This is a genomic window from Pseudomonas sp. EL_65y_Pfl2_R95, assembly GCF_963971045.1.
GTDB lineage: Bacteria > Pseudomonadota > Gammaproteobacteria > Pseudomonadales > Pseudomonadaceae > Aquipseudomonas.
This window is the reverse complement of record NZ_CAXAOV010000001.1, coordinates 843,579-863,458: the sequence shown is the minus strand read 5'-3', so window position 1 is coordinate 863,458 and position 19,880 is coordinate 843,579. Positions and strand designations below refer to the sequence as shown.

The 19,880-nt window shown below is 55.6% G+C and carries 21 protein-coding genes; 12 read left to right on the top strand and 9 right to left on the bottom strand.

The window, feature by feature from the left end:
* The first annotated feature begins 9 nt into the window (after window positions 1–9).
* The 3 genes from moaC to moaE are packed head-to-tail and all read left to right on the top strand — an operon-like array spanning window position 10 to window position 1,195.
* Complete coding sequence (gene moaC, locus AACY09_RS04110) at window positions 10–492, top strand: cyclic pyranopterin monophosphate synthase MoaC (RefSeq protein WP_339486210.1); 483 nt, start codon at window positions 10–12, stop codon at window positions 490–492.
* The gene (locus AACY09_RS04105) at window positions 489–737 is read left to right on the top strand and encodes a MoaD/ThiS family protein (protein WP_339486209.1); all 249 of its coding nucleotides are present in this window, start codon (window positions 489–491) and stop codon (window positions 735–737) included. Before moaC ends, AACY09_RS04105 begins: the two co-directional genes overlap by 4 nt.
* Before the next feature lie 2 nt (window positions 738–739).
* A complete protein-coding gene (gene moaE / locus AACY09_RS04100) occupies window positions 740–1,195 on the top strand; it encodes a molybdopterin synthase catalytic subunit MoaE (RefSeq protein ID WP_339486208.1) in 456 nt (151 codons plus the stop codon).
* A 119-nt stretch (window positions 1,196–1,314) separates the two neighbouring features.
* Here the strand turns inward: moaE and AACY09_RS04095 are convergent, their stop codons facing one another.
* The 3 genes from AACY09_RS04095 to AACY09_RS04085 are packed head-to-tail and all read right to left on the bottom strand — an operon-like array spanning window position 1,315 to window position 3,114.
* Window positions 1,315–2,007 carry a GNAT family N-acetyltransferase gene (locus tag AACY09_RS04095; protein ID WP_339486207.1) on the bottom strand — a complete coding sequence of 231 codons (693 nt, stop codon included), beginning with the start codon at window positions 2,005–2,007 and terminating at the stop codon, window positions 1,315–1,317.
* 14 nt (window positions 2,008–2,021) lie between these two features.
* Entirely contained in the window at window positions 2,022–2,465 is a 444-nt protein-coding gene (locus AACY09_RS04090; protein WP_339486206.1) for a GNAT family N-acetyltransferase, read from the bottom strand.
* 16 nt (window positions 2,466–2,481) lie between these two features.
* Window positions 2,482–3,114, bottom strand: a complete 633-nt coding sequence (locus AACY09_RS04085; protein ID WP_339486205.1) for an FMN-binding negative transcriptional regulator — start codon at window positions 3,112–3,114, stop codon at window positions 2,482–2,484.
* 129 nt (window positions 3,115–3,243) lie between these two features.
* Here AACY09_RS04085 and pdxR point away from each other — a divergent pair, with 129 nt between their 5' ends.
* The gene (gene pdxR / locus AACY09_RS04080; protein WP_339486204.1) at window positions 3,244–4,710 is read left to right on the top strand and encodes a MocR-like pyridoxine biosynthesis transcription factor PdxR; all 1,467 of its coding nucleotides are present in this window, start codon (window positions 3,244–3,246) and stop codon (window positions 4,708–4,710) included.
* 44 nt (window positions 4,711–4,754) lie between these two features.
* Here the strand turns inward: pdxR and ppnN are convergent, their stop codons facing one another.
* The 5 genes from ppnN to AACY09_RS04055 form a co-directional block, all read right to left on the bottom strand.
* The gene (gene ppnN, locus AACY09_RS04075; protein ID WP_339486203.1) at window positions 4,755–6,128 is read right to left on the bottom strand and encodes a nucleotide 5'-monophosphate nucleosidase PpnN; all 1,374 of its coding nucleotides are present in this window, start codon (window positions 6,126–6,128) and stop codon (window positions 4,755–4,757) included.
* Between the two features lie 287 nt (window positions 6,129–6,415).
* Entirely contained in the window at window positions 6,416–7,456 is a 1,041-nt protein-coding gene (locus AACY09_RS04070) for a DUF2157 domain-containing protein (protein ID WP_339486202.1), read from the bottom strand.
* Window positions 7,457–7,682: 226 nt separating this feature from the next.
* Window positions 7,683–9,119, bottom strand: a complete 1,437-nt coding sequence (gene rhlB / locus AACY09_RS04065; RefSeq protein ID WP_339486201.1) for an ATP-dependent RNA helicase RhlB — start codon at window positions 9,117–9,119, stop codon at window positions 7,683–7,685.
* 130 nt (window positions 9,120–9,249) lie between these two features.
* Window positions 9,250–10,188: a GGDEF domain-containing protein gene (locus AACY09_RS04060; protein WP_339486200.1), complete on the bottom strand. Its 939-nt coding sequence runs from the start codon at window positions 10,186–10,188 to the stop codon at window positions 9,250–9,252.
* Between the two features lie 455 nt (window positions 10,189–10,643).
* Window positions 10,644–11,303 (bottom strand): alpha/beta hydrolase, encoded by a 660-nt coding sequence (locus AACY09_RS04055; RefSeq protein ID WP_339486199.1) that lies wholly within the window; start codon window positions 11,301–11,303, stop codon window positions 10,644–10,646.
* A gap of 485 nt (window positions 11,304–11,788) precedes the next feature.
* Between AACY09_RS04055 and AACY09_RS04050 the strand changes: the two genes are divergently transcribed.
* The 8 genes from AACY09_RS04050 (at window position 11,789) to AACY09_RS04015 (ending at window position 18,807) form a co-directional block, all read left to right on the top strand.
* A complete protein-coding gene (locus tag AACY09_RS04050; protein WP_339486198.1) occupies window positions 11,789–12,817 on the top strand; it encodes an amino acid ABC transporter substrate-binding protein in 1,029 nt (342 codons plus the stop codon).
* A gap of 97 nt (window positions 12,818–12,914) precedes the next feature.
* Window positions 12,915–14,099 (top strand): amino acid ABC transporter permease, encoded by a 1,185-nt coding sequence (locus AACY09_RS04045; protein ID WP_339486197.1) that lies wholly within the window; start codon window positions 12,915–12,917, stop codon window positions 14,097–14,099.
* 10 nt (window positions 14,100–14,109) lie between these two features.
* Window positions 14,110–15,207, top strand: a complete 1,098-nt coding sequence (locus tag AACY09_RS04040) for an amino acid ABC transporter permease (RefSeq protein WP_339486195.1) — start codon at window positions 14,110–14,112, stop codon at window positions 15,205–15,207.
* 11 nt (window positions 15,208–15,218) lie between these two features.
* Entirely contained in the window at window positions 15,219–15,983 is a 765-nt protein-coding gene (locus AACY09_RS04035; protein WP_339486194.1) for an amino acid ABC transporter ATP-binding protein, read from the top strand.
* A 136-nt stretch (window positions 15,984–16,119) separates the two neighbouring features.
* The gene (locus tag AACY09_RS04030; protein WP_339486193.1) at window positions 16,120–16,593 is read left to right on the top strand and encodes a nuclear transport factor 2 family protein; all 474 of its coding nucleotides are present in this window, start codon (window positions 16,120–16,122) and stop codon (window positions 16,591–16,593) included.
* Window positions 16,594–16,744: 151 nt separating this feature from the next.
* Window positions 16,745–17,455 (top strand): phosphatidylcholine synthase, encoded by a 711-nt coding sequence (pcsA, locus tag AACY09_RS04025; RefSeq protein ID WP_339486192.1) that lies wholly within the window; start codon window positions 16,745–16,747, stop codon window positions 17,453–17,455.
* Between the two features lie 3 nt (window positions 17,456–17,458).
* Window positions 17,459–17,791 (top strand): GIY-YIG nuclease family protein, encoded by a 333-nt coding sequence (locus tag AACY09_RS04020; RefSeq protein ID WP_339486191.1) that lies wholly within the window; start codon window positions 17,459–17,461, stop codon window positions 17,789–17,791.
* 80 nt (window positions 17,792–17,871) lie between these two features.
* Window positions 17,872–18,807, top strand: coding sequence for a glutathione S-transferase family protein (locus AACY09_RS04015; RefSeq protein WP_339486190.1), 936 nt, complete (start codon window positions 17,872–17,874; stop codon window positions 18,805–18,807).
* Window positions 18,808–18,869: 62 nt separating this feature from the next.
* On the opposite strand, the gene yejK is transcribed toward AACY09_RS04015, so the two are convergent.
* A complete protein-coding gene (gene yejK, locus AACY09_RS04010) occupies window positions 18,870–19,874 on the bottom strand; it encodes a nucleoid-associated protein YejK (RefSeq protein ID WP_339486188.1) in 1,005 nt (334 codons plus the stop codon).
* Window positions 19,875–19,880 lie beyond the last annotated feature (6 nt).

The window sequence follows — 19,880 nt, the reverse complement described above, 5'->3', positions numbered from 1 at the left end:
AGTAACACTGTGCTCACTCATCTTGATTCACAAGGCCGTGCCAACATGGTCGATGTCAGCGACAAGTCGTTGACCGTACGCGAGGCTGTCGCCGAAGCATGGGTGCGTATGCGCCCCGAGACCCTGCAGATGATTGTCGAGGGGGGACACCCCAAGGGTGATGTCTTTGCTGTCGCACGTATTGCCGGTATTCAAGCCGCGAAAAAAACCTCGGACCTGATCCCGCTGTGCCATCCGCTGATGCTGACCAGCGTCAAGGTTGAGCTGAGCGCAGAAGGCACTGATGCCGTGCGCATTCAGGCGCGGTGCAAGCTGACCGGGCAAACCGGGGTCGAAATGGAAGCGCTGACCGCTGCCAGTGTGGCCGCACTGACTATTTATGACATGTGCAAAGCGGTTGACCGCGGCATGACGATCGAGAACCTGCGGTTGCTGGAAAAAGTGGGCGGCAAGAGTGGCCATTTCAAGCATCAAGCGGAAGGTGGCCAATGATTCGCGTGCAGTATTTTGCCCGTTACCGAGAAGCCTTAGGCCTTGATGGTGAACAATTGAGCGACAGCACCAGCTTTGCCACCCTTAATGATGTGCGTGAATTTTTGTTGGCCCGTGGCGGCGTATGGCAAGTATTGGCTGAACAGAACTTGATGTGCGCCCGCAACCAAGAACTGTGCGGCCTGGATGAGGCGGTTGCTGAAGGCGATGAAGTGGCGTTTTTCCCAACAGTCACCGGAGGCTAGCAATGAGCATTCGGGTTCAACCTGAAGCATTCGACCCTGGCGTCGAACTCAATAGCCTGCACGCGCAGAACCTGGGCGTCGGTGCAGTGGTGACATTTGTTGGCTATGTTCGCGATTTCAATGATGGACGTGATGTTGGCGGCATGTTCCTTGAACACTTCCCCGGTATGACCGAAAAGGCCCTGGGCAAGATTGTTGAGGAGGCTGCGCAACGCTGGCCGTTGCTCAAGGTGGAGTTGATTCACCGCATCGGTCGGCTTGAACCCGGTGAACCCATTGTGTTTGTCGGAACCAGCAGCGCCCACCGTGACGCTGCATTCGACGCCTGCGCGTTCATAATGGATTACCTGAAAACCCGCGCGCCATTCTGGAAGAAAGAAGACACCGCAGAGGGGCCGCGCTGGGTCGAAGGACGTTGCAGCGACCAAGCCGCAGCGCAGCGCTGGAAGCAAGATTAAGCCTTCATTTACGCAGGCACATTCAATTACCGGGTGAACCATGGTGGCCAAGCTTCGCGTTGACACAGCCTACAACTGACGCTCTTGTGGGGTGGCTGACGCTCTTTTCAGCCACCGTTTCACTGATTGCGCAGCGCTTGAAGGCTGTTGATTTGCTGGCCGTTGCTGTCGAAGTTAGCCTCATCCAACCAGCGAATGAAGGCTTCACGGCAGCGTGGCCATTCGCTGTCCACGATGGAGAACCAGGCAGTATCGCGATTGCGGCCTTTGATCACCATGTGCTGGCGAAATATACCCTCGTTAACGAAGCCAAGACGCTCGGCTGCGCGCATCGAGCGTGCATTTTGTGCATTGCATTTCCACTCCAGGCGGCGATAGCCCAGTGCGGACATTGCGTAATTGGCAAGCAACCAAATGGCTTCGGTTGAGCCCGGTGTGCGTTGCATCACGCGGCCAAAAGCCACGTGGCCAATTTCAATGGCGCCGTCTTTCGGGGTAATCCGCAAATAGCTGAATAAGCCAACTGCGCGCTGGCTGGCGATATCGATAATGGTAAAAAACAATGGGTCCGCGCTGTCCTGCTTGGCGTTCAGCCAGTCATTAAATTCCTTACGAACAGGGAAAGGTCCATAAGGCAGATACTCCCAAAGCTTTGGGTCTGAGTCCGGGCCTTGCAACGCCTGCCACAGATCATCGCCATGGCGACGGGTATCCAAGGGCTCAAGTTGAACAAATTTGCCGGTTAATACTGTGCGCTCAGGCGCTGCCACAGGCTGCCATTCGAGCGGATTGTTATTGAGTTGATATTTCATTGTCTGGCCCCTGATCAGAACAGTTTGCGATATTGGAGAAAACCCGAGCGGTCGGCAATGCGATCATAGAGCTGCATGGCATCGGTATTGGTTTCCTGAGTCAACCAGTGCACTCGAGAAGCGCCAGCTGCTTGCGCCTGAGCATAGACATGCTCGATCAATTTGCGGCCAACACCTGCACCGCGCAGGGGCTGCTCAACAAATAAATCCTGCAGGTAGCAATAGTCGCCGACGGTCCAGCATGAACGGTGGTAAATCCAATGCACAATCCCAACCGGCTTATTGTCCAGCCAGGCGATAGCGGCGTGCATGGGTTCGTCAGGGTCCAGAAAGCGCTGCCAGGTGATGGCGCTGGTTTGCGCACTGATTTCAGTTTTATAGAACTGCTGATAACCCTGCCAAAGTGGCAACCAGACGGCTTCATCGGCGGCGGTGATGGGGCGAATCTCGAGAGACATGGCTAAATCCTATGGCTTAGTCGGAGTTGGGCATACGCCCGGCAAGTAGTTGATCGCGCAGATCTACGCTGTTTTGCAGGCCAGCGTGAACGCCTTGCCGGTCGGCTATATCGCGGTTTTGGCTGAGCTTGTATTTGCCTTCCAGCTGCTCGATAGGCAGGGCAAAGCCGACAATGGCGCGCAGCATCTTGTCGATATAGTCGGCGGGGGCGTCCGTGACGGACCAAGGTTGAGCGCGGCTCGCTTCGTGTTTGTCACTCAGGCGGCTGACCAGTTGCAGTAACCGCTGCGGATCATCGAACAGCTCGATCGGGCCGCGCGCCTGGATGCTGATGTAGTTCCAGGTTGGCACCACTTTGCCGTGTTCGGCCTTGGCCGGGTACCACGCCGGGCTGATATAGCCATCTGCGGTGTTGAACATTACCAGCGCCTGATTGCCATCTTGCCAATCGCGCCAATGCGGGTTCGCCCGCGCAAGGTGTCCATAAAGGGTGCCGTATTGACCCTCTTCACGGACCAGCAACAGCGGTAGGGGAGTAGCCTGCAAGCCACTCGCGCCGTGGCTGACTACCGTGGCCAAGCGCGCTTTATCGATCTCTTCATGCAGCGTGCCGAGATCATCTAGTCGAAAGGCTGAAGGTAAATACATACAGGCTCTTCTGCGTGATGGTTGTGAATGGATGCTTCTAGATAGAAGTGTGTGGTGATTGAGCCCCATGCTAGGCAGAATATTGGCCTGTTGTAAGATCCATTTATAGCCAACTTGATGGGGCCATTTATGTCGACGAGCGCACCTCTACCCGTTGATTTGTCGGGTGTTCGCCTTGAGCCGGGTCGCGGATTATCGCGCCAGCTCTACCAGCATTTGCGTGAACGCATCCTCGACGGTCGCTTGGCGGGTGGCGCGCGGCTGCCTGCCAGTCGCGACCTTGCCAGCTTGTTTAATGTCTCGCGCAATACGGTGACCCGGGCCTTTGATCAGCTTTATGCGGAAGGCTATATCGAAGGCCGGGTCGGCGATGGCACCTACATTGCGCAGTTGGTAAGCGTTGCAGCCGCTGCACCGGCGCAAACTGTTGACCCGGCGCCCAGCGATGCCATGCGGCGCCTCGACAATCATCATCTGCCTAAACCGCCGGAAGGGGCACCACGGGCATTTCGGGTGGGCGTTCCGGCATTCGACCTCTTTCCGTTTGAAACCTGGGCCAGGTTAACAGCGCGGTTCTGGCGCAAGCCGTCGCCCGCTCGGCTGGGCTATGGTGACCCCGCAGGTGACCGCCAGTTGCGCGAGTTGATTGTGGCTTACCTGCGAAACAGTCGCGGCGTGCAGTGCGACCCGGCGCAAGTGGTGATTACCAGTGGCGCGCAGCAAGCAATCAGCCTGTGCGCGCAGTTATTGCTGCAACCCGGTGATCGGGTGGCGGTTGAGAACCCCGGCTACCGTGCAGCAGGCCATGCATTTGCCGTCGCTGGCGCCCAGTTGCAGGGCGTCGCAGTGGATGGCGAAGGCATTGATACGGCCGCGCTGGAACGGATTGGCCACTGCCGCTTGGCCTATGTAACACCATCGCACCAATACCCAACCGGGGTGACCTTGTCGCTGCAGCGCCGGCTTGAATTGCTGGAGTGGGCAGAGCGGCATAATGGCTGGATTATTGAAGACGATTACGACGGTGAGTACCGTTACAGCGGAACGCCGTTGGCGCCCTTGGCTGCGCTCGACCGTCAGGGGCGGGTGTTATATGTCGGCACGTTTTGCAAAATTACCTTTCCGGCCTTGCGCCTGGGCTATTTGATTTTACCCGCAAGCCTGGCGGAGTCGTTTTCGCGGCGACGGGCCCTGGATATGCGCCATTCTGAAATTGGAACCCAAGCGGTGATGGCAGAGTTCATGGCGGCGGGTCACTTTCAACGCCATATCCGTCGGATGCGCAGCGCTGCTCGCAGTCGCCGTGACGCACTTTTGGCCGGGTGGCCAGAGGCAATAGCAGGGTGTGCAGCGATGCCCGCGGTTGATGCGGGTCTGCATTTGTGCGTCAGAGTCGATAGCCTTGCCCGAGAGCAAGCATTGATTGCCGCTGCGGGGGCAGCGGGTGTTGAAATCAATGCGCTGAGCAATTACTGGCTGCCAGACAGCGATGCAGCGCCGGATCAGCGTGCCGGTCTGGTGCTGGGTTTTGCCGCCGTCAATGAAGCGGATATTGAGGCGGCTTTGCGCGCCTTGCGCATTGCTTGGCAGGTTTAACCCAGGCCATCGAACATCAGCGGTCCGATGGCTCAGGCTCAAGCTTACTTAACCACGCGGTAGCACGGCACGTAGTCGGCGCCGCCCGGTAGCTTCATGCGGTGTTGATCGACAAAGGCTTGCAGCAACTCGTCCAGCGGCTGCATCACGGCCACATCACCATGAATCTGATACGGGCCTTTCTCTTCGATCATGCGAATGCCCTTGTCCTTGACGTTACCGGCAACGACTCCGGAGAACGCCCGACGCAGGTTGGCGGCCAACTCATGGGCAGGCAAAGCACGGCTCAACTGCAAGCTGGCCATGTTCTCATGCGTCGGTTCGAATGGACGCTGCAGGCTTTCGTCGATCTTCAGCAGCCAGTTGAAGTGGAAGGCATCATTGCGCTCGCGGCGGAACTGCTTTACCTCTTTGAGCCCGGCCGTCATCGCACGGGCAACTTCTACCGGGTTATCGATGATGATCTGGTAATGGCGCTGGGCCTCCTCGCCCAAGGTTGCGCCCACAAAGGCATGCAGCTGCTGGAGAAACGCCGCTGCGCTTTTCGGGCCGGTGAGAATGACCGGGAAGGGCAGTTGGCTGTTATCCGGGTGCATCAAGATGCCCAGCAGATAGAGAAACTCTTCAGCGGTACCGGCGCCGCCGGGGAAGATGATGATGCCGTGCCCGACACGGACGAAGGCCTCCAGACGTTTCTCGATGTCCGGCATGATCACCAGCTCGTTAACGATCGGGTTCGGCGCTTCGGCGGCGATGATGCCTGGCTCGGTCAAGCCCAGGTAACGGCTGTTGTTGATGCGTTGCTTGGCATGGGCAATGGTTGCGCCCTTCATCGGGCCCTTCATTACGCCGGGGCCGCAGCCGGTACAGATATCCAGACTGCGCAGGCCGAGTTCGTGGCCGACTTTTTTGGTGTACTTGTACTCATCGGTATTGATCGAGTGACCGCCCCAGCAGACCACCATCTTCGGCTCTAAACCTGGGCGCAGGGTGCGAGCGTTGCGCAGCAGATGGAATACGTAATCGGTGATGCCTTCCGAACTGCTCAGGTCAATACGTTGGCTGTCGAGTTCGTTCTCGGTGTAGACGATGTCACGCAGGGCACTGAACAGCATCTCGCGGGTGCTGGCGATCATCTCGCCATCAACGAAGGCATCCGCAGGGGCGTTAAGCAGTTCCAGGCGAACGCCGCGATCTTGCTGATGAATGCGAACTTCAAAGTCTTTGTAGGCGTCGAGAATGGTTTTTGCGTTATCGATTTGCGCGCCGGTGTTGAGGATGGCCAGCGCGCACTGGCGAAAGAGTTTGTAAATGCTTGCTGAACCGGCTTCGCTGAGTTGCTGCACTTCTCGCTGAGAGAGGGTTTCGAGGCTGCCCTTCGGGCTTACGGAGGCATTTATTACGTTTCGTTGGGCCATTCTTGGCTCCTTTAATACGACCCTGTGGACTCACAACTGCCACAGGCGTCTAAAAATTGAACGCCAACTCCGGGCGTTATGCAGGCTTGCTGAGGGGGATGATCCGCACGCTAAGCAAAACTGGCTGATGCGCTTATGCAAGGCATACCCTGTTCTACAACGCTGCACGGCTAAACGAAACCCCTTAGGCGAAAAATATTATAACGATCAAGCGTTTAGCTCAATTTTTGTACAGCTGTTTCAGGCCAGCCATGGACAGCATCCCGCGGGCATTTTGCTCTGCTTTTTCAGCGTCGCAGCGCCGGTAGGAACGCCTGCCAGCTGGCCGGTATTTTACTGCGCAGTTGCTCGCTGAAGGCATCCCGGCGCTTTTGATACATCAGCCCTAAACCAATGAGGGCCAGGCCCAGCAGGCTGACAATGATCGGGAACAGCAGCGAGTCGGCGAACACCTCGTAGGATAAATAACCCAGATAAGAGGCCACGCCGAGTGCACCAAAGACCATGAAGACGCTGCGCCGCAAGAGTATGGCAATCGCCATCAAGCCCAGATTGATCAGGCAGTACATGGCTTTGCCAAATTCGCTGCCACTGTCCATAGACGTCAGCCCACCCCAGAATGCCAACAAGCCCGCCAAGTAACACCAGAACGCATAGTCACGCTGGCTGCGGCCATCGATCCACAGGCTCGCGAGCAGCACCAACAGGCCGAACCACAATGATGTCCAGCGCCGTTGCTCCCAGTCGAAAGAAGTACCGAACAATAACTCGGTCAAGTCCATCGACATAAACCACAGGGCAATGGCCATGGGCATCACGATAAACGGGAAGGGCAACAGGCGGAGCATCAATATACCCACGATGACGGTGCCGACCTCCATTGCCAGCCAACCGCTTTGTACATACTTGTAATAATCGGTGTAACTGCCTAAACCATCATCCACGGGCATCCAGCCCATCAGGTGTTGTACGGCAAATATCAGCAGCGGCGTCATGCTTACGGCCACAGCCCCTAACAAGCCTCCCGGTATTTGCTGGCCGCGTTGCCACATGCTGCGTCCGCACAGGGTAAACAACAGCATATAGGCGGTGCTGATCATCAGTAAGGCGCTCTCACCAAGGTTCATCCAGGCTTCGGTCAGCAGCCAGCCCATGGCGCCGATGATCAGCATTGCGCCAAAGTAGTAGGCAACGTGGGCCAGTTGAAAGCTTGCTTGCTCGGGGTTTTGCTTCTGCAAAAAGCTCAGTAGAGCAGCGTCTTGGCCAGGCGTCAGCACGCCAGCGGCGACCGCATTGTGTAAGTCGGCAGGTTGAATGGTCAGGCGCATTAAGGGACTCCGTTTCCGAAAATAATCACGCGTAGGGGCAACAGCGCAAAGCTCGTTCACCCGGGTGCAAACAGCCGAACCTATAACCTTGGTCCCGGGCGTTGCCCATTGCCCATGGTGGCTGAAAAAAGCGTCAGCCACCCTACAGCTTGTAAGACAGCGCATTGCGTATTGCAGGCACAAAAAAGGCGAAGCTGTTGGGCTTCGCCTGTTTTATCACGCTTGCTTAACCGCGGCGTGGTACAGCTTTGAGCAGCTCGTCTGGCGGCATCTCACAGGAGATCTTGTGGCCAAGTAGCGCCTCGATCGGCGGCAGCGCATAGGCGTCATCTTCGCCAGCAAAGCTGATCGAGGTGCCATTGGTGCCGGCGCGACCGGTGCGGCCAATACGGTGAACATAATCGTCCGGGTCTTCTGGCAGGGTGAAGTTGATCACGTGGCTGATGGCATCAACGTGAATACCACGGCCGGCGACATCGGTCGCCACCAGTACGCGGATTTTGCCTTCACGGAAACCTTCAAGCACCTTGATCCGCTTGTGCTGCGGCACATCGCCGGACATCTGCGCGGCACTGATACCGTCGCGGGTCAGACGCTCTTCGATGCGCCGTACTTCGTCTTTACGGTTGGCGAAGACCATCACCCGAATCCAGTCGTTTTGCGCAATCAGGTTGTACAGCAGCTTGTACTTGTCGCTGCCGGCCACTGCGTAAACGTGCTGCTCCACGGTGTCGCTGGCGACGTTTTCTGGCTCGATCTCAACAATCGCCGGGTCAGTGGTCCATTGTTTGGCCAGATTCATCACATCTTCAGTGAAGGTTGCCGAGAACAGCAGGGTCTGCCGCTCACCTTTCATCGGCGTCTGGCGGATGATTTGTCGAACCTGGGGGATAAAGCCCATGTCGAGCATGCGATCGGCTTCATCGAGCACCATCACCTCAACCATGTCGAGGTGGACTTCGCCGCGCTGGTTGAAGTCGAGCAGGCGTCCGGGCGTGGCCACTAGGATGTCGCAATAGCGCGACTCAAGCAGTTTCAACTGTTTGTCGAAGTCCATGCCGCCGACAAAGCTCATGACATTGAGGTCAGAGTATTTGGTCAGGTCCTGCGCATCTTTGGCGATCTGCACAACCAGTTCGCGGGTCGGCGCGATAATCAATGCCCGCGGCTCACCCATATATCGCTCTTTCGGCGGCGGGGTCTGCTGCAATTGGGTAATGATCGAGATCAGGAATGCTGCGGTTTTACCCGTCCCTGTCTGTGCGCGGCCGATGGCATCCTTGCCGCTCAGGGTGTAACCCAGAACACCGGCCTGGATCGGCGTGCAGTACGGAAAGCCCAGGTCGTGGATGGCATGCATCAGATCAGGGCTGAGCTTGAAGTCGTGAAAGCGGGTTTTGCCTTCAGCCGGTTCGACTGCGAAATCGCTGAGTTTCCAGTTATCCACCGGTTTGGCTGCGCGCTCACGGCGCGGCTTGGCAGCCTTTGGCGCATCATTGCGGACAGGCTTGGTGCCAGTTGTCTCAGCCTTTGCCTTGCTGTTCTTATCGCGTGCTTTGCTGGTGCGACTGGTAGTGGCTGGTACGCTGTCAGAGGGCTGAGGTGCGGGGCTTGACTGCTCGCCGTCGGCTTTGCCGAACATTTTCTTTAGTGCTTTGAGCACGGTCATCTCGTCAATTGGTTAAGAAGTGAACCGCGCCAGTGTAAAGCAAGAACACGGCGCGGCGAAGTGCCACAGCCACATGCCGCGTATTGATTGGCAGTTCGCCATTTAACTCGGAGGCTGTGCGGGTCTACTGGCGCAGGCAGTTGCGGCCTTGCTGTTTGGCCTTATAGAGCGCGCTATCGGCGCGTATAAGCATGCTTTGCAGGGTGTCGTGGCTGTCCATTGACGATAAGCCAATCGATACAGTAACCCCGGGCAGCGGACCTGTCGGTGAGTAAAAGCTGGTAACGGCCTGGAGACTCATGCGCAAGCGCTCGCCAATGTTCAAGGCTTCATTGGTGTCTTTCTCCGGCAGTAAAATGACAAATTCCTCGCCGCCATATCGGGCCAGGCTGTCTTTGCTGCGCAGTTGTTCGGTCAGGGTTTGGGCAACCATGCGCAAGGCATAGTCGCCTGCCAAGTGACCGTGTAGATCGTTGTAGGCTTTGAAGTGATCCACATCGAGCATTAATAAGCTAAAGGGCTTTTCATTAAATGCGCAGCGAGTGGTTTCGCGCTCAAAGATATGTTCCAGCCAGCGACGGTTGAAGGTGCCAGTCAGGGTATCGATATTGGCGTGCTGCTCGCTGTCGAGGATGGTCCGGTTGCCTTGGCGCACGCGATGGCAGAGCAGCTCAAGCAAGTTCTGCATAAGCTGGGGCGAGTGTTGGAACAAATTGACCAGCGAGGCGCGGTGTAGACGCAATACCCGGCTGAGCTGGGTGGCGACCACGAATGCGCAGGGGTGATCATTATCAATAAAGCTGATTTCACCCGCACAGTCGCCGACCGATAATGTGCTGACCGGCTGGTTATCAAGCGAGCCCAGATAGACCTTGAGTTGGCCCGAGACTAAAACGTATAAATATTGGTTACGGCTGGTCGGCGACAGCAGGATTTCTCCGGCATCGATATCGTAAGCCAAAAACTCTCCAAGCAACTGATCAATGTTGCTCAGCGCCACCTTATCGAACAGGCGCAGTTTATGAAGATGCTGCGCCTCGGCTTGCCAGTGAGCTGGTTTCACTGTCGCCACCTGTAGGCCCAGAAACGCTTAACCCAACACATCCCTAGCGCTCCCCGCGTGATGAGTTATTTCTTGTATGTGCTACGTGAGAGATTAGACAAGAACAATCATTGCAATCTGTCGAGTGACCAGTGGCGGACGGAACCGGGGCGGGACGTGCTTGTAACTGCTGGCGTTGATTGAGTATGGGTTGGCTAACCCTCATGCTTGAGCGGTTTTAGCGTTACAGGGACCCATGTTTACCCAGGTCAGGCTTACCCGCTGGCGTTTGTATCTGCTGACCAACGGTCATTCAACAGCCCGCCGGCAGAGGCGCGTTGGGGACACTGCGAAAGGTGTCCACCAAGGCTCAAGCAAGGGTTCGAGTGCCCGTATTGCAAGGGCGGGTGACCCGTCATTCACCCAACCTGCGTTGCAAACGCCAGGCAACCTTTGCGGTTTTTGTTGGAGGCGCCTTAGCTGTCCAATTGCTTGAGCAGCCAATCGCCAATATCGTGAATCTGCTGTGGCAGCACTTCGTGCGCCATCGGGTACTCCTGCCATTTTGGGTCACATCCTTTGCTTTTCAGCCAGTCATAGGCTGCGCGGCCCATGCCTGGCAGCACAACATCATCGTGGCTGCCGTGGAGGCAGTAGACCGGCAACTGCTGTTTATCTGCTGCCAAGCTGATGTCATCGGCAAAGGTCGGTGCATAGGTCGATAACGCCAGCACCCCTCCCAGTGGTCCGGCCCAGCGCATAAAGGCTGCGTGATAAACCACCGCGCCGCCTTGGGAGAAGCCGGCCAGAAATATCCGCCGTGGATCAATCCCGCTGTCACGCTGCGCTTCAATTAAGGTGATGACCTGTTGCGCCGACGCTTCAAGTTGCTCGCGGTTGATTGCCCGCGCCGGGCTCATTGCCAGAATGTCATACCAACTGGGCATGGCGAAGCCGCCATTGATAGTCACTGCCTGTGTCGGCGCTTGGGGAAGGACAAAGCGGGTGGTGAGCAAAACTTGCTGCAAGGCTTCGGCAACAGGCAAAAAATCGTAACGGTCTGCACCTAAGCCGTGCAACCAGATTACGCACGCATCCGGTGCATGTGTGGGCTGAAGGATCAATGGTTCGCTCATGTTTGGCTCCATGCTGGTGCTTAGGCGCTAATTTGGTGCGCGCTAAATTTTAGATAGTGGCTATTCTGTGAACAAGATGTCGCAAGGCTGCAAGTTTTGCTATTGACCCGGATTTATCAGGCTAGTGGCACGTTGCTGGTACGGGGTTTGCTATAGCTAATTGCACTGGTGATGTTGTCGGGTAGCAGTAACACTTTATTTATTGTTGCCGGATGCAGAGCAGACGGAAAGCCAATTTGATGGGGGTTTCCAAAAGGTTCGCCAAAAGCGGTTTTTTTGGTGATGAGCAAATTGCTAACCGTCTCACGTTCGTTCGACCAATGGACGTGCGCAAGTTCAACGCCGACTGAAAAAACGGCAACATAACTCGCGCTAATGCTCAATCCATGGTTAATTGCGTCGCTGCCAACGTAATTGACTCACCCCATAAGGGTACGGTGGTAGAGCTGAGACTCCAACACAACAAAAGCAACTGGAGGTTTTTAATGAAGATGGTGAAATCCACTCTGGCTATTCTGACTACCGCGACTGTTCTCGGTGTCAGTGGCTTTGCTCACGCGGGCGCAACACTGGATGCTGTACAGAAAAAGGGCTTTGTACAGTGCGGTATCAGTGACGGTTTGCCTGGCTTCTCATACGCAGATGCCAAAGGTAACTACATGGGCCTCGACGTTGATGTCTGCCGCGCAGTTGCTGCAGCCGTTTTCGGTGATGCAACCAAAGTCAAATACAGCCCACTGACTGCCAAAGAGCGCTTTACGGCTCTGCAATCTGGTGAAGTTGATGTGCTCTCGCGCAACACCACGTGGACCAGCTCGCGCGATGCAGGCCTGGGCCTGAACTTCGCTGGCGTTAACTACTACGACGGTCAAGGCTTCTTGGTTAACAAGAAACTGGGTGTTTCCAGCGCTAAAGAACTCGACGGTGCAACCGTTTGTATTCAAGCCGGTACCACCACTGAGCTGAACCTGTCTGACTACTTCCGTGCCAATGGCATGAAGTACACCCCAATCACTTACGATACGTCTGACGAAAGCGCCAAGTCGGTTGAAGCAGGCCGTTGCGACGTGCTGACTTCTGACCAATCGCAGCTGTACGCACAGCGTATCAAGCTGGCTGCTCCTGAGGAGTACGTCGTACTTCCAGAAGTCATCTCCAAGGAACCTCTGGGACCAGTGGTTCGCCAAGGTGATGAAGAGTGGTTCGACATCGTGCGTTGGTCCCTGTTCGCCATGGTTAACGCCGAAGAGCTGGGCATCACTTCGAGCAACGTAGAAGAGATGGCTAAGTCGACCAAAAACCCTGACATCGCTCGCCTGCTGGGCGCTGAGGGTGAATTTGGTAAAGACCTGAAGCTGCCGAAAGACTGGGCGGTCAAGATCGTCAAGCAAGTGGGTAACTACGGCGAAAGCTTCGACCGTAACGTCGGTGCCGGCAGCGATCTGAAGATCGAACGCGGCCTCAACGCCCTGTGGAACAAAGGTGGTCTTCAGTACGCACCGCCAGTGCGCTGACCGTCAGTGCTCACATCCGTCCTGGGTGTGAGCATAGTTCTGATGATGTGAACCCCATGCCCGCGAATGCGGGTGTGGGTGTTCCAAGAGGGCTTATATGCAAACTAGTGCAAATGCCTCTCGCCCCAAAGGTTCAGTCTGGACTGACCCAAAGGTGCGTGCGTGGCTATTCCAAATTCTTGCCGTTATCGCTGTTGTGGCGCTCGGCTGGTTCTTGTTTGACAACACCCAGACCAATCTGGACAAACGCGGGATTACCTCCGGCTTCTCGTTCCTTAATAACAGTGCTGGCTTCGGCATTGCGCAACACCTGATCGACTACACCGAAAGTGACTCCTACGGACGGGTCTTTGTTATTGGCTTACTCAATACCTTGCTGGTATCAGCGATCGGTATTGTTGGCGCCACCTTGCTTGGCTTCATTTTGGGTATTGCGCGGCTATCGCCTAACTGGCTGGTCAATAAGTTGGCGACGATCTATATCGAGACCTTCCGTAATATCCCGCCTTTGCTGCAAATCTTCTTCTGGTATTTCGCGGTGATGCTGGCCATGCCGAGCCCGAAGCAAAGCCTCGAATTTGGCAGCATGTTCTTTATCAATAACCGTGGTTTGTACCTCCCGTCGCCATCGGCCACGGAGGCATTCACACCGTTCTTGATTGCAATGGTGCTTACCATTGTCGCGATCATCTTTATGGTTCGCTGGGGACGAGCGCGTTTTGAGAAAACCGGACAACCCTTTCCGCTGTTGTTGACCTCGCTGGCAATGCTGGTGGTGATTCCAGGTTTGACCATTGCGCTGTCGGGTAACCCGCTGGCATGGCAGATCCCCGAACTCAAAGGCTTCAACTTCCGCGGTGGCTGGGTAATGATTCCCGAGTTGATCGCCCTGACTCTGGCGCTGACCATCTACACGGCGGCCTTTATCGCTGAAATCGTCCGTTCGGGTATTCAGGCGGTCAACCACGGCCAGACCGAAGCCGCACGTTCACTCGGTTTGCCCGCCGGTAAGATCCTGCGTTTGGTGGTGATTCCTCAGTCGCTACGGGTGATCATTCCGCCGCTGACCAGCCAGTACCTCAACCTCGCGAAGAACTCATCTCTGGCGGCCGGTATCGGCTATCCGGATATGGTCTCGTTGTTTGCGGGCACGGTACTCAATCAGACAGGGCAGGCTATTGAAGTGATTGCCATCACCATGAGCGTGTACTTGGCGATCAGCATTAGCATTTCGCTGTTCATGAACTGGTACAACAAGCGCATTGCGCTGATCGAGCGGTAAGGAGCAGCCCATGCAAACTCATACGTTTAAACCCGATCTACCGCCTCCACGCTTGAGCGTGGGTGCCGTCGGTTGGTTGCGCAGCAACTTGTTCTCCAGTGTACCCAATACATTGCTGACCATTATTGCTGCGTACTTGATTTGGCTAATCATTCCGCCCCTGCTTGATTGGGCGATATTCAGCGCTGATTGGGTGGGTACCACCCGTGCCGACTGCACCAGTGATGGTGCGTGCTGGGTGTTTATACAACAGCGTTTTGGCCAGTTTATGTACGGTTTTTATCCAACCGAACTGCGCTGGCGTGTAGATCTGGCCCTGTGGGCGGCGATCATTGGTGCCGCGCCGTTGTTTGTGCCACAGATGCCACGCAAAGCCCTGTATGGCTTGGGCTTCTTGGTGATCTACCCGATTCTGGCGTACGTGCTGCTGCACGGTGGTCACTTTGGTCTGGAAAATGTACCGACCAGCCGTTGGGGTGGTCTGATGCTGACGCTGGTGATTGCCGCCGTCGGTATTGCAGGCGCATTGCCATTGGGGATCGTGTTGGCGCTGGGGCGTCGCTCAGAAATGCCGGCTATCCGGGTGATCTGCGTGACCTTTATCGAGTTCTGGCGCGGCGTGCCATTGATCACCGTGCTGTTCATGTCCTCGGTCATGCTGCCGTTGTTCCTGCCGGAAGGCATGAGCTTCGACAAACTGATGCGTGCCTTGATTGGTGTGATCCTGTTCCAGTCGGCTTACATTGCCGAGGTGGTGCGCGGTGGTCTGCAGGCAATCCCGAAGGGCCAGTACGAAGCGGCTGCAGCGATGGGCCTGGGCTACTGGCGAATGATGGGCCTGGTGATTCTGCCGCAAGCGTTGAAGCTGGTGATTCCGGGCATCGTCAACACCTTTATCGCGCTGTTCAAAGACACCAGCTTGGTCATCATTATCGGTTTGTTCGACTTGCTTAACAGCATCAAACAAGCGACCACGGACCCTGCCTGGCTTGGTATGTCGACCGAGGGCTATGTGTTTGCAGCCCTGGTTTACTGGATCTTCTGTTTTAGTATGTCCCGCTACTCCATGCATCTGGAGCGCAAATTGGACACTGGCCACAAGCGTTAGGAGCTAGTTAAATGAGTGAAGCAATTAAAAAGCCTGAAGCTGTGGGCAGCATGATCCAGATGCAGGGCGTCCATAAATGGTACGGCCAATTCCATGTGCTTAAAGATATCAATCTGGATGTTAAGTCTGGTGAGCGTATCGTTTTGTGTGGGCCTTCTGGTTCAGGTAAGTCGACGACTATCCGCTGTTTGAACCGTCTCGAAGAACACCAGCAAGGGCGCATTGTCGTTGATGGCACCGAGCTGACCCACGACCTCAAGCACATTGAAGCGGTGCGCCGTGAAGTGGGTATGGTGTTCCAGCACTTCAACCTGTTTCCGCATTTGACCGTGTTGCAGAACTGCACGTTGGCCCCGATGTGGGTGCGCAAGTTGCCCAAGCGTCAGGCTGAGGAAATCGCCATGCACTTTCTAGAGCGTGTGCGCATTCCGGAGCAGGCAAATAAGTTTCCAGGTCAACTGTCGGGTGGTCAGCAGCAACGTGTGGCCATTGCCCGTGCCTTGTGCATGAAGCCAAAAATCATGCTGTTCGACGAGCCTACCTCGGCACTCGATCCGGAAATGGTCAAGGAAGTTCTCGACACCATGATCGGTCTCGCCGAAGACGGCATGACCATGCTTTGCGTCACCCACGAAATGGGCTTCGCACGCACAGTGGCTAATCGGGTGATCTTTATGGACAAAGGTGAGATTGTCGAAGAAGCTGAACCCAACAAGTTCTTCACCAATCCGGAGAACGAGCGGACTCAACTGTTCCTCAGTCAAATCCTGCACTGATTATCAGTGTTTCGATCAGGGAGCCTTTGGGCTCCCTTTTTATTGGGGCTTTGCCTGCAGCCTAATGTGTTGAACAGGGGATGTTTGTATCTGTGCTTCACGCTAGGCTAAGTAATGTCACGGAGAGTAGGGCGCAATGAATCAGGATAACGCCGCATTAATTCAGCGCTTTTACAGCGCTTTCCAACAGCTTGATGCTGAAACAATGGCCAGTTGCTACGCTGCCGATGTGCGCTTTAGCGACCCGGTCTTCACTGATTTGCGTGGTGAAAATGCTGCCGATATGTGGCGCATGTTGACGCGTCGTGCCAAAGACTTCAGCTTGACCTTCGACCGTATTCAAGCCGATCAGGAGCAGGGCAGTGCGCAATGGGTCGCCACCTATGTGTTCACCCAGACCGGTAACACGGTGGTCAATCGAATTGATGCCCGTTTCAAGTTTGCTGAGGGCAAGATAGTCGAGCACCGCGATCAGTTTGATATGTGGCGCTGGGCTTCTCAGGCGTTGGGGATCAAGGGGCGCTTACTGGGCTGGGCCCCACCGGTGCAAAATGCAATTCGGGGCCAAGCGGCTAAAAGTTTGGCTCAGTTTCAGGCAGCACGCGAGTAACGCTGTAAGCTGGCGTATTATGCATTCAGCACGTGAGGTTGAACGTAACGGGCAACTTTTCGGTCTGATGAATAACGGCCTGATAAGACAGGCCTCCAGTTGTGAGAAATTTTTCGTCATGAGCAAAACAGCGCCACTGAGAGAACCGACCATGCAAGGATTGCTGCTGCGACTGGCCCAGGCTAAAGCCTGGGGTGTTCATGCAATGACCGCCAGTGGGGTGATCCTGGCGTTATTGGCTTTGTTGGCGGTGCTTGATGGCAACCCGCGAGCCTCGTTGTTGTGGTTGGGGTTAGCGCTGCTTGTGGATGGCCTCGACGGTACATTGGCGCGTAAGTACGACGTTAAAACCGTTTTGCCACAATTTGACGGCACCACCTTGGATCTCGTCGTTGACTACCTGACCTACGTGTTTATTCCGGCGATTTTTATCTACCGCTTTGTGCCACTGCCTGAATACACGCTGTTGTTGTCGGTTGGCCTGATCCTGCTGTCATCGCTGTTCTGTTTCTGCAACGTCAATATGAAAAGCAAGGATAACTACTTTGTCGGCTTCCCAGCGGCGTGGAATGTGGTCATTGTCTATTTGTACCTGCTCGACAGCACGCCGTGGATGAATGTTGCCTGCATCGTGATCCTTTCGGCGCTGACCTTGAGCACCATGAAGTTCCTGCACCCGTTCCGGGTTAAAGAATTTATGCCCGTCAATGTCACCATGACCCTGATCTGGATGTTCTGCTGCTTGCTGCTCATCCTGCAGTATCCACAGGCGCCGGCTTGGCTGCTGGCGTTGTGGGCAGTGTCGTCCATTTACTTTGTGGCAGTCTGCGTGTGGCGCACGTCGCGGGAATGGCTGCGCTAACAGATGACAGCAGTGCTTGAGAAAACCTGGTCGGTGTATCTGGTCAGGGCTGAAAACGGCGCCTTGTATTGCGGGATCAGCGATGACCCGCTGCGCCGCTTTGCCAAACACCAGCGTGGAAAAGGTGCGCGGTTTTTCTTCTCCAGCCCAGCGCAAGCCTTGGTTTATACCGAGGTCTGTGCCGATAAAGGCGATGCCTTGCGTCGCGAGCGGGCAATCAAGAAGCTGAGTAAAACGGCTAAAGAGTTGCTGGTGAAAAGCTACAGTCCTGAACTGACGGTGGTTGCCACGGCCGCCCAACCTATCGCTGACGCTAATACTGCCTTATCAACTTAACTCAGTCAGTTACTGGGCGTTAGGCGCTTGGGCATTCGGCGCGTAAGCTAGCCATCTATTAATAATTAACGGAGACCACCATGCACGAGTTGATTCTGCACCATTACCCAACATCGCCATTCGCTGAGAAAGCGCGACTGATGCTGGGCTTTAAGCAGCTCTCCTGGCGCTCGGTGATGATTCCTCCGATCATGCCAAAACCAGACCTTACCGCGTTGACTGGCGGTTACCGCAAAACTCCGGTGTTGCAGGTTGGAGCTGATATTTATTGCGATACAGCGCTGATTGCACGCCGTCTTGAGGCTGAAAAATCCACCCCAGCACTGTTTCCCCAAGATGCTGAATTTACCGTTTCCAGTTTTGCCCAATGGGCGGATTCGGTGGTGTTTCTACATGCCGTTAGTCTGGTATTCCAGCCTGAGTCGATTGCGGCGCGCTTTGGCAAGCTGCCCCCAGAGTTTCTCAAGGCCTTTGTCGCTGACCGCTCTACTTTGTTTGATGGCGGCCTATCCACACGCTTACCGGCCGCACAGGCGGCGCATCAGTGGCCAGCTCTGATGCAGCGGTTGCAGCGCCAGCTTGAGCAATGCAAAGGCGACTTCCTGTTCGGTGAAGCCTCTGTGGCTGACTTCTCCATGGCTCATGCGCTGTGGTTTTTGCGCGGCACGCCGGTGACTTCGCCTTTGGTTGACGATTATCCAGCTGTAGCCGCATGGCTGGGCCGGGTGCTGGGTATGGGCCATGGTTCACTAAGCGAAATGAAAGCTGAGGATGCGATCACCATCGCCCGCGATGCCAAGCCTGCAGCCCTGCCAGATGAGCAATTTGTTGATCCAAACGGCTTCAAGCCGGGCCAACAGGTCAATATCTGTGCCGTTGATTACGGGGTAGACCCAGTTGCCGGTGAGTTGGTGTTCTGCGGCAGTGAAGAACTTATCCTGCGCCGTGAAGACCCGCGCGCCGGCACAGTGCATGTCCACTTCCCGCGTATTGGCTTTAAAATCACGGCTGCTTAACACTTTCGGACCCTAGGGTGGACGACGCTTTTTTCGTCCACCATTTGGCCGCGCTACTTCGGCTACTTGCGGCGCTTGAGTTGGTCGGTGAGCTGAGTCGGCAGGTTGCGGATAATCAGCGTGTCCTGTTCCTCGTCATACTCGACCTTGGAGCCCAGCAGGTGCGCTTCAAAGCTGATCGACAAGCCTTCGGCACGTCCGGTAAAACGGCGGAACTGGCTGAGCGTGCGTTTGTCCGCCGGAATCTCTGGCGACAGGCCATAATCTTTGTTGCGGATGTGGTCGTAGAACGCTTTTGGTCGTTCTTCATCGATCAAGCCCGACAGTGCCTCAAGGGTCATAGGTTCGCCGATCTTGGCTTGGCTGGTGGCGTAATCAACCAGGGTGTCGGTTTTCGCCCGAGCCTTCTCTTCTGGCAGGTCTTCGCTTTCGACGAAATCGCTGAAGGCTTTAAGCAGGGTGCGCGTCTCGCTTGGCGAGTCGACTCCTTCCTGGCAGCCAATAAAGTCGCGGAAGTACTCAGAAACCTTCTTGCCATTCTTGCCTTTGATAAACGAGATGTACTGTTTGGATTTGGCGTTATTGCGCCACTCGGAGATGTTGATTCGCGCCGCCAAATGCAGCTGACCCAAGTCCAGGTGCTTGGCTGGCGTGACATCCAACGCATCGTTTACCGCAACGCCTTCACTGTGGTGGAGCAGGGCGATGGCCAAATAATCGGTCATACCTTGCTGGTAATGGGCGAACAATACGTGACCGCCCACTGACAGATTCGATTCTTCCATCAGCTTTTGCAGGTGCTCGACGGCTTTGCGGGTAAAGCCGGTAAAGTCCTGACTGTCGTCGAGGTACTCCTTGAGCCAGCCGCTGAAAGGAAAGGCGCCAGACTCCTCATGGAAAAAGCCCCAGGCTTTGCCTTGCTTTGCGTTATAGCTGTCATTGAGGTCAGCCAGCATATTCTCGATAGCTTGCGAGGCGCCGAGTTCGGTGTCACGCGCATGGAGAATGGCAGGTGTGCCATCGGGCTTTTTATCGATTAGGTGAACGATGCTGTGACGGATCGGCATGCGGAC

Bases quoted from the DNA above. Each gene is read 5' to 3' on its own strand.
- AACY09_RS04045 (WP_339486197.1), top strand. From the start codon at position 12,915: ATGCAAACTAGTGCAAATGCCTCTCGCCCCAAAGGTTCAGTCTGGACT.
- AACY09_RS04050 (WP_339486198.1), top strand. From the start codon at position 11,789: ATGAAGATGGTGAAATCCACTCTGGCTATTCTGACTACCGCGACTGTT.
- AACY09_RS04040 (WP_339486195.1), top strand. From the start codon at position 14,110: ATGCAAACTCATACGTTTAAACCCGATCTACCGCCTCCACGCTTGAGC.
- AACY09_RS04090 (WP_339486206.1), bottom strand. From the start codon at position 2,465: ATGTCTCTCGAGATTCGCCCCATCACCGCCGCCGATGAAGCCGTCTGG.
- pdxR (WP_339486204.1), top strand. From the start codon at position 3,244: ATGTCGACGAGCGCACCTCTACCCGTTGATTTGTCGGGTGTTCGCCTT.
- AACY09_RS04070 (WP_339486202.1), bottom strand. From the start codon at position 7,456: ATGCGCCTGACCATTCAACCTGCCGACTTACACAATGCGGTCGCCGCT.
- AACY09_RS04035 (WP_339486194.1), top strand. From the start codon at position 15,219: ATGAGTGAAGCAATTAAAAAGCCTGAAGCTGTGGGCAGCATGATCCAG.
- AACY09_RS04105 (WP_339486209.1), top strand. From the start codon at position 489: ATGATTCGCGTGCAGTATTTTGCCCGTTACCGAGAAGCCTTAGGCCTT.
- yejK (WP_339486188.1), bottom strand. From the start codon at position 19,874: ATGCCGATCCGTCACAGCATCGTTCACCTAATCGATAAAAAGCCCGAT.
- AACY09_RS04095 (WP_339486207.1), bottom strand. From the start codon at position 2,007: ATGAAATATCAACTCAATAACAATCCGCTCGAATGGCAGCCTGTGGCA.
- AACY09_RS04055 (WP_339486199.1), bottom strand. From the start codon at position 11,303: ATGAGCGAACCATTGATCCTTCAGCCCACACATGCACCGGATGCGTGC.
- AACY09_RS04020 (WP_339486191.1), top strand. From the start codon at position 17,459: ATGACAGCAGTGCTTGAGAAAACCTGGTCGGTGTATCTGGTCAGGGCT.
- AACY09_RS04030 (WP_339486193.1), top strand. From the start codon at position 16,120: ATGAATCAGGATAACGCCGCATTAATTCAGCGCTTTTACAGCGCTTTC.
- pcsA (WP_339486192.1), top strand. From the start codon at position 16,745: ATGCAAGGATTGCTGCTGCGACTGGCCCAGGCTAAAGCCTGGGGTGTT.
- moaE (WP_339486208.1), top strand. From the start codon at position 740: ATGAGCATTCGGGTTCAACCTGAAGCATTCGACCCTGGCGTCGAACTC.
- AACY09_RS04085 (WP_339486205.1), bottom strand. From the start codon at position 3,114: ATGTATTTACCTTCAGCCTTTCGACTAGATGATCTCGGCACGCTGCAT.
- AACY09_RS04015 (WP_339486190.1), top strand. From the start codon at position 17,872: ATGCACGAGTTGATTCTGCACCATTACCCAACATCGCCATTCGCTGAG.
- ppnN (WP_339486203.1), bottom strand. From the start codon at position 6,128: ATGGCCCAACGAAACGTAATAAATGCCTCCGTAAGCCCGAAGGGCAGC.